We start from the raw sequence: 8,933 nt of genomic DNA on the forward strand, positions 1-8,933 counted from the left end.
ACTAAAAGGATAAAAATGCTATCATACACAAAACAACTGTAATAATTGAAAATACCGATACAACCTTAGTTTCGTGCCATCCACTTAATTCAAAGTGATGATGTAATGGACTCATCTTAAATATTCTTTTTCCTGTAAGCTTAAAATATGCTACTTGAATAATAACTGACAAAGTCTCCATTACGTATATTCCACCAACTATTACTATAAGCAAAGGTAGTTTTAATATCATAGCTACCGCCGCAACAGCTCCTCCTAAGGCTAAAGATCCTGTGTCTCCCATAAAAACCTGAGCTGGGAAGGCATTGTATCTTAAAAATCCTAGTAGTGCACCTGCAATTACAGAACAAAATACGGATAAAGTATAGTATCCCATATTATAGCTTATAATAATAAAGAATGTCATTACTAATATAGTAATTGAAGTAGCAAGTCCATCAAGGCCATCTGTTAAGTTTACTGCATTAGTAGTAGCGGTAAAATAAACTATAATAAATGGTATATAATAATATCCTAAATTAAAACTTTTTCCTGTAAAAGGCAATATTATAGATGTTCCTATTTCTGGATTATTGGCTGCATAGTATCCAAAGCCATAAGAAACAATCAGCAGCAATAACATTTTTTGATAGGCTCTTAATCCTAAATTTTTCTTATGTACTATCTTTAAGAAATCATCTATAAAGCCTATAAAGCCATAGGCTAAAAAGGCATATAAGGCAAACATTGCTTCATCGCTAGGCTTTCTTACTAAAATTATCATAGAAACCATAGAAGATATTATAAATATAATCCCTCCCATAGTAGGCGTTCCTGCTTTTTTTTGATGACTTTCCGGCCCCTCTTCTCTAATACTTTGACCAAATTTTAGTTTATGGAGTATTGGAATTAAAATTGGACCTCCAACTATTGAAAAAAAGAATGCTACAAGTACTGAATACACTATTTTACTATTCATTGCAATAATGCTCTAATTCCAGAGCAAAGTCACCTCCTTAAGCTTTTTTACTCTTTAGTATCTCTATTATTTCTTCAAATTTCATTGCTCTTGATGCTTTAAATAATAATACATCACCGAAACTAATATCAGTTTCTAAAAACTCTGCCACTTCTTCTCTACTATTAAAACTTTTAAATTCATGATTGAAACCCTCTTCATAAGCATTGTTATATTCTCCTAAAGCAATCAACAAATCTACACCTTTTTCCTTAGCATACTTCCCCACTTCTTTATGGGCATTATAAGACTCTTCTCCTAACTCTTTCATAGTACCTAAAACAGCTATCTTCCTTTTCCCATTAATATTTATCAAAACATCTATAGCTGCCTTCATAGAATCTGGACTAGCGTTATAACAATCATTTACAATGGTATAACTTTCTTTTTTTATTATATCAAGCCTCATACCCGTGCCCTTTAAGTTCCTAAATCCCTCTTTAATTTCTTTCAGACTCATACCTAGTTCTATCCCACAAGCTATACTAAGAAGTCCATTGGAGACATTATGTTTTCCCGGAAGGTTAATTTCAAAAACTTCCTCCAACACCTTAAAAGAAACCTTATCTTCCTGTAAATGGATTTCACTTGGAAAATAATCCCCCTTGTTTTCCATTCCTACTTTTATAACTTTAAACCCTTCTCTAGTTATACCCTTTAATAAATCATTATCCCCATTTATGATAAGTATGTTATTTTTGTTGAAAAAATTCGTAATTTCCATCTTAGCCTTTAGAATATTTTCTCTAGTTTTAAGATTTTCAATATGAGAAATACCTACATTGGTTATAAGTGCTATATCCGGCCTCGCCGCTTTTGCCATCCTATGTATTTCTTCCAAATTATTCATGCCCATTTCTAAAACTGCTACATCATAACTATTATCTAATTTAAATATCATCAAAGGCAGTCCTATTTCATTATTAAAATTACCCTCTGTTTTAAATACTTTATATTTGGCACTTAAAGCCGCGGCGGTTAAATCCTTTGTTGAGGTTTTCCCTGTAGAGCCCGTAACACCTACAATTTTGATATTTAGCATGCTTCTATAGAATTCTGCTAAATCCAATAAGGCTTTTCTACAATTCTCAACTTTTATTATAGAAGTATGTTTTTGTAATTTTTCCTCACAAAACAAAACCTCATCTATAATACATAAAGCTGCTCCTTTTTCGCTAGCCATTTCTACATAGCAATTGCCATTAAAGTTATCTCCCTTTAAGGCAAAAAATATATTTCCTTTTTCTATATTGCGTGTATCCGTTGATACTCCACTAAAATTTACGTCTTTACCTCTAGTAATTAATTCTCCACTAAGAGCTTTAATTATTTCATCTAATTTTAATAGTTCCAAATGAAAGACCCCTTCCCTTTTAATAAAGTGAAACTTAGTTTGCATAAAGCTCCTCAATAATTTCTTTAACAACTTCTCTTTCATCAAAATGTATAGTTTTATCTTTTAATATTTGATAATCTTCATGCCCTTTTCCAGCCAATACTATAACATCGCCTTCTCTAGCCATGCCCATGGCTGTTTTTATAGCTTCTCTTCTATTTTCTACAACAATATAATTATCCTTTTTTATACCCTTTAAAATATCTTCAATTATCATTAAAGGCTCTTCTGTTCTTGGATTATCTGAAGTTATTATAGCAACATCGCTTAATTCCGTTCCTATATTACCCATAATAGGTCTTTTAGTTTTATCTCTGTCTCCTCCGCAGCCAAATATACTAATTAATCTTCCCTTAGTAAATTCTCTGGCAGTTTTCAAAATATTATCTAATCCATCTGGAGTATGAGCATAGTCAACAATTACATCATAACCTAAATTATAGTTTTTTGTTACTATTTCGCATCTTCCAGGCACCCCTGACAAATTTTCTAATCCATTTTTTACTGCATTGAGACTTATACCTTCATTTAAACAAGCAAGCATTGCACCCAATGCATTAGAAATATTGTATCTACCTGGTATATGAATATCTATTTCTTCTTTTTCATCCTTATAGTCTACAGAAAACTTTATCCCCCTTGAATGCATTTTAATATTATAAGCTTTTAAGTTCGAATCTTCCATTGTCGAATAAGTTAAGCTTTCATTAGCTATATCTTTCAACAATTTTTTTCCATATTCATCATCTGTATTTATTATTGATTTTTTACTATTTTGGAACAAAATAAACTTAGCTTCATAATAATTGTCAAAAGTCTTGTGAAAATCCAAATGGTCTTGAGTTAAATTAGTAAAAATACCTTCTTCAAATTCTATTCCATAAACTCTATCTAAGTATAAGGAGTGAGATGATACCTCCATCACACAATACTGAACTCCTTCATCTACCATATCTTTAAAAAGCTTGTGCATTTCTAAAGATTCAGGAGTAGTTCTTTCAGCAGGTATTCTTTTGTCTCCTATGTAATTTGATATAGTTCCAAGCAGACCAACTTTATAGCCAGCTTCTTCTAGTATGGACTTTATCATAAAAGTTGAGGTAGTTTTACCATTAGTTCCTGTGACTCCAATTATCTTCAACTGTTCCTTGGGATTATTAAAATAATTAGAAGAAAGAATAGCTAAGGCCCTTCTTCCATTTTGAACCTTTAAAAGTGTATAATCTCCATCTATTTCCTCAATATCCTTACTACAAATTATTATTTTTGCTCCCTTCTCGATGGCCGATTTAATATATCTATGACCGTCGGTACTATAACCCTCGATAGCTATAAATAGACTACCCTTCTCTACATTCTTAGAATTATAATGTATATCTAAAACTTCTTTATTTATATCTCCTTTTATTAGCTCATAATCAATACCTTTTAATACTTCTCTTAATTTCATTATTTCACCTCTAAACAACTATTAAATTAACTTTACAGTACAACAGTGAACGGAAGTACCCGTTCACTGTAATATTACTCAATTACTTCTTCTAATTTTAAGTGTATTGTAGTTCCTTTTGTTACTTCTTTTCCTTCAGCTATACTTTGGTGGTAAATTAATCCATAGCCATTGTACTGGAGCTTTAATCCTAAATTATTAATAATTTGAGAAGCTCTTTCTAAACCATAACCTGTAAGACTTGGAACTACTACTACTTTATTATAATTATCAGCGGCTCCCGTGTAAAGTAATATTTTACTTCCCTCTTTTACAGTATATCCAGGTTTTGGATTTATATCCACTATATATTCTCCTGCAGTATCAACTTTATAATCTAATCCATTTTCCTTTAAAATCTTTAATCCTTCAGCTTTTTTCAATCCTCTTACTTCAGGAATTATTATATTCTTTTTCAAACTTTCTGCTACTTCTTCCAAGGATGCATCACTTTTTAAAGATAAATAGTTAAAAATATCATTGAATATTTGCTGTCCTACTGGAGCTGCAATTTGCCCTCCATAATAATTTGATGGATCTGGTTCATCTATGGATACAAAAAGAGAAATTAATGGATTATCAGCTGGAGCCATCCCCGCAAAGGATGATATATATTTACCTGATGCATATTTTCCTCCAATTGGCTTCTGAGCTGTTCCCGTCTTTCCTCCAATTCTATATCCTTCAATAAAAGCTTTCTTACTTCCTCCTTCAGTAACTACTTTTTCCAAGTACATTCTCAAGGTTTTAGAAGTTTCTTCGCTAATTATTTGTTTTTCTCCATAATTATCAAACTCTTTATCTACTACATATTTATTTGTATTTTCATCATATCTAAGCACCTCTTTTAACAAATGCGGTCTTATCCACTTTCCACCATTTACTGCTGCATTAAATGCCGCCATATATTGTATAGTAGATACGGTATTTGCCTGTCCAAAAGATATGGTAGCAAGATCAATTTCTGCCATTGAAGCTGCCTTCTTCACTATTCCTTTAGCTTCTCCAGGTAAATCTATACCTGTACCTTGACCAAAACCATACTTGCTTATGTAAGAAGCTAGTCTATCTTTTCCAAGCCTTCTTCCAAGTTCTGCAAATCCAACGTTACATGAGTTTTTTAAAATATCCACAAGACTTTGAGAGCCATGTCCTCCATTATACCAATTCCAACACTTAATAGTGTTTTTGCCAATAGTGGTGCTACCATTACAATGAAACACTTCATTTTCTGGAGATATTTTTTCATCCAATGCTGCAGCCATAGTAAAAACTTTAAATATAGATCCTGGCTCAAAGGTATCATTAACCGCTCTATTTCTCCAAGCGGCTTGTAGATCATCACCTGATTTCCCTTCTATCCAAGGAGAATTAGGGTCATAATCTGGCTTATTAACCATAGCTAATATTTCTCCATTATTAGGATTTGTGACAATTATAGTAACTGCCTTAGCTTTATTATCTTTTAGAGCCTGATCCGCAGCTTTCTCTGCAAAATGTTGAATCATTTCATCTATAGTTAAAACAACATCTTTGCCATCTTGTGGCTGGGTAAACTCTGAAATTACATAAGGAAGTTCGCTAGTCCTAGTACTATCCATTTCGGCTATTCTATTTCCTGGTTCTCCAGAAAGTATTTTATTATAAAACATCTCTATTCCAGTCAATCCATCTCCATCTGAATTAGTATGTCCCAATACATGAGTTAAAAAATTATTATTCGGATAGTATCTTTTAGTGTCTGCAGAAACTAATACTCCTCTAATGTCTAATTCCCTAATTTTATCCGCCATAGGTTTTTCTATTCTTCTTTTAAGTGTAGCAGAACCATAGGGAAGCCCACTAGGAAACTTCTTATTTATTATTTTAACTACGTCATCTGTACTCATTTCTAATACTTCTGAAAGTTTAGAGGCCACCTGTTCTACAGAAAGTTTTTTGCTTTCCATTGTTTGTCTTAAGGTATTTAAGTCTAAGTCAATTCTATAGACATTTGCGCTTATAGCTAATTCATTTTTATTTCTATCTAAAATTCTTCCTCTTTTTGCAGCTATTTTAACTTCACTGGTCCATTGATTTATTGCTAGTTTCTTGTATTCCTTACCTTTATATATCATCAAAAAGGCAAGTCTACCGATTAGAGCTATAAATAAAAACGTTAATCCCAACAATATCAGAAACATTCTCTTTTTTACTTTAACCCTATCCCTGTATACTTTTTTGTCCAAAACTATACCTCCGTTAAAAATCCTTGCTTATTTCTTTATTACTTCCTTTGACATATCAACGTACATTACATCAGCTTTTGTTGGTCTAATCATTTTTAACTTAGTGGTTGCTATATTTTCAATAAATTTTAAATTATTGTATTTAGCAAGTTCTAATTTCAAACTTTCATTATCCTTATTTATATTACTTATTTCTCTATTTAGTGTATTTAATTGTCTTTGCATAGTATATATTTGAGAATATCTTCCCACAACAGCAACTCCAACTACGAATATCAATGCTATATTTCTCATGATCTTTAGTTTACCTTTTAATTTTTTATCTCTTTCTTCTTTTAAAGCCTTCCTATCAATGGAAACCTTCTCTTTTTTCTCCTCGTCTTCCCTAGGATGAACATTAGGAGCAAGTACAGCAGTGCCGTTTATGTAGTTATTTTTTTCAGTTATTATCACTTTATTCACTCCCCTTTTTAATTAGAACAATTAATTATAGTTTTTCTCCTACTCTAAGTTTTGCACTTCTACTTCTTGGATTAATTTCTACCTCTTCCTTTGATGGTTCTATAGGTTTCCTAGTTATTGTTTTAATTTCTGGCAACTTCCCGCAGGCACATATTGGAAAATCCGGAGGACATTTGCAAGGATTTTCTAAATCCCTATATTTGTTTTTTATAATTCTATCCTCTAAAGAATGGAAGGTTATTATGGCTATTCGTCCATTCTTATTTAAATGTTTAACACTATCCTCCACTGCTTTGTTTAATATTTCAAGCTCCCCATTTACCTCTATCCTTATTGCTTGGAAAGTTCTTTTAGCTGGGTGAGGTCCCTCTCTCCTAAACTTTGCAGGAATAGCTTCTTTTATAATTTCCGATAACTCTCCTGTAGTGCTTATCTCTTTAACTTCTCTTCTTTCTACAATGAATTTAGCTATTCTCTTGGCAAAATTCTCTTCACCGTAATCTCTAATTATTCTTTCCAAATCCCTTTCAGCGTAATTGTTTACAACATAGTGAGCTGTTAAATCTCTTCTTCTATCCATTCTCATATCTAGTGAAGCATCCTTCATATAGCTAAATCCTCTATCTCCTGTATCTAACTGATAAGAGGAAACTCCTAAGTCCATTAAAACACCGTCTACTTTAGGTATTTCTAATTCATTTAGTATTGAATCTATGTTATGAAAATTGTTATGTACATATATAACATTATCATAGTCTTTAAGTCTATTCTGTGCTGCTTTTAATGCATCCTCATCTTGATCTATGCCAATTAAAGTTCCTTTATTTGATAACCTTCTTAATATTTCACTAGAGTGACCTGCACCACCTAAAGTACAGTCTACATAAATACCATCTTCTTTTATATTTAATCCTTCCAAACATTCATTTAGTAATACTGATACATGTTTAAATTCCATATAAACTACTCCTTTAAATTCCTAGTTCGCTCATCTTTTCTGCAATTTCATCAAAATCGACGTTTGATTCATTGTAATCTTCCCATTTTTCTTTGCTCCATATTTCTATTCTATTCAATACTCCTATACTTACTATTTCCTTTTCTATATTTGCATATTCTAAAAGATTTTGTGGTATTAGTGCTCGGCCCTGTTTATCTAGAATTATTTCATTTGCACCTGAAAAGAAAAACCTAGAAAAAGCTCTGGCATCTTTACTCGTTAATGGAAGCTTTTTTAGCTTTTCTTCTAAAACACTCCATTCTGCCATAGGGTATATATAAAGACATCCATCTAATCCTTTTGTTAAGATGAATTTATCTCCTAAGTCATCCCTAAACTTAGAGGGAATTATTATTCTGTTTTTTGGATCAATTCCATGAACATATTCCCCTATAAACATTTCGCACCTCTTTAATCTATTTCGCTCCACTTTGACCCACTTTAAACCACTATATGTACAATTCTATAATAAACCAAAAATTCCTTCTTTTAAAGAGGTTTTTAATAAATATTTAATCAAATATTTAATCAAATAATATGTAAAAAAAAGTAAAAGTCGCTGATATCCTTAGATATCAACGACTTTAAAATTATTTTTTATAAAATTCTCTTATTTTTTCACATACATATTCTACTTCTTCATCTCTTAATTCAGGATATATTGGAAGAGCAAGAATTTCCTTACACGCTCTTTCTGAAACTGGGAAATCACCTTTTTTATATCCTAAATAACTAAAGCAGTTTTGAAGATGTAATGGCATTGGATAGTAAATACTAGTTCCTATACCATTTTTCTTTAAGTATTCATTTAATTCATCTCTTTTTTCACATAGTACATTAAATACATAGTAAACAGGAATTTGATCTCCTTTAATAACTGGAAGCTTTAAACCTTCTATATCCTTTAATCTTTCTCTATAAAGATTTGCAATTTCCTCTCTTCTCTTTATAGCATTATTGATATATTTCATTTTTACATTAAGTATAGCAGCCTGCATAGTATCTAGTCTTGAATTATATCCTATGTAATCGTAATGGTATTTGGTTTTAGCTCCATGTACTCTATAAATTCTACTAAGTTCTCCTAATTTATCGTCATTAGTAATAATCATTCCACCATCACCATAGGCTCCTAGGGTTTTAGTTGGGAAGAAAGAAAATATACCTGCATCTCCTATAGTTCCTGCATGTCTATAGGTATCCCCTTTTCCCTTCCATTTCATCCCAAAAGCTTCTGCAGCATCTTCTAATACTGAGAGACTATGTTTTTTTGAAATCTCCATTATATGATCCATATCAGCCATTTGGCAAAACAAGTGAATAGGAAGAAGTCCTACTGTGTCCTTAGTTATTCTTTCTTC

Annotated in this window: 8 protein-coding genes; all 8 read right to left on the minus strand. The window is 31.6% G+C overall.

The window, feature by feature from the left end:
- Position 1: 1 nt before the first annotated feature.
- Positions 2–958 carry a phospho-N-acetylmuramoyl-pentapeptide-transferase gene (gene mraY, locus ABDZ69_RS08740; RefSeq protein ID WP_343768842.1) on the minus strand — a complete coding sequence of 319 codons (957 nt, stop codon included), beginning with the start codon at positions 956–958 and terminating at the stop codon, positions 2–4.
- A gap of 37 nt (positions 959–995) precedes the next feature.
- Entirely contained in the window at positions 996–2,351 is a 1,356-nt protein-coding gene (locus ABDZ69_RS08745) for a UDP-N-acetylmuramoyl-tripeptide--D-alanyl-D-alanine ligase (RefSeq protein WP_343768844.1), read from the minus strand.
- A gap of 34 nt (positions 2,352–2,385) precedes the next feature.
- Positions 2,386–3,843, minus strand: a complete 1,458-nt coding sequence (locus tag ABDZ69_RS08750; protein WP_343768846.1) for a UDP-N-acetylmuramoyl-L-alanyl-D-glutamate--2,6-diaminopimelate ligase — start codon at positions 3,841–3,843, stop codon at positions 2,386–2,388.
- Between the two features lie 74 nt (positions 3,844–3,917).
- Positions 3,918–6,110, minus strand: a complete 2,193-nt coding sequence (locus ABDZ69_RS08755) for a stage V sporulation protein D (protein WP_425544632.1) — start codon at positions 6,108–6,110, stop codon at positions 3,918–3,920.
- 27 nt (positions 6,111–6,137) lie between these two features.
- Entirely contained in the window at positions 6,138–6,563 is a 426-nt protein-coding gene (locus ABDZ69_RS08760; RefSeq protein ID WP_343768848.1) for a septum formation initiator family protein, read from the minus strand.
- A 34-nt stretch (positions 6,564–6,597) separates the two neighbouring features.
- Positions 6,598–7,530 (minus strand): 16S rRNA (cytosine(1402)-N(4))-methyltransferase RsmH, encoded by a 933-nt coding sequence (gene rsmH / locus ABDZ69_RS08765; protein ID WP_343768850.1) that lies wholly within the window; start codon positions 7,528–7,530, stop codon positions 6,598–6,600.
- Between the two features lie 13 nt (positions 7,531–7,543).
- Complete coding sequence (mraZ, locus tag ABDZ69_RS08770) at positions 7,544–7,972, minus strand: division/cell wall cluster transcriptional repressor MraZ (protein WP_343768853.1); 429 nt, start codon at positions 7,970–7,972, stop codon at positions 7,544–7,546.
- Between the two features lie 190 nt (positions 7,973–8,162).
- On the minus strand, positions 8,163–8,933 hold a 771-nt coding region (locus ABDZ69_RS08775), incomplete at its 5' end, for a DegT/DnrJ/EryC1/StrS family aminotransferase (RefSeq protein WP_343768855.1).

This window comes from Clostridium malenominatum (assembly GCF_039521365.1).
Taxonomy (GTDB): Bacteria; Bacillota; Clostridia; order Clostridiales; family Clostridiaceae; genus Clostridium_AW; species Clostridium_AW malenominatum.

Bases quoted from the DNA above. Each gene is read 5' to 3' on its own strand.
- mraY (WP_343768842.1), bottom strand. From the start codon at position 958: ATGAATAGTAAAATAGTGTATTCAGTACTTGTAGCATTCTTTTTTTCA.
- ABDZ69_RS08750 (WP_343768846.1), bottom strand. From the start codon at position 3,843: ATGAAATTAAGAGAAGTATTAAAAGGTATTGATTATGAGCTAATAAAA.
- mraZ (WP_343768853.1), bottom strand. From the start codon at position 7,972: ATGTTTATAGGGGAATATGTTCATGGAATTGATCCAAAAAACAGAATA.
- rsmH (WP_343768850.1), bottom strand. From the start codon at position 7,530: ATGGAATTTAAACATGTATCAGTATTACTAAATGAATGTTTGGAAGGA.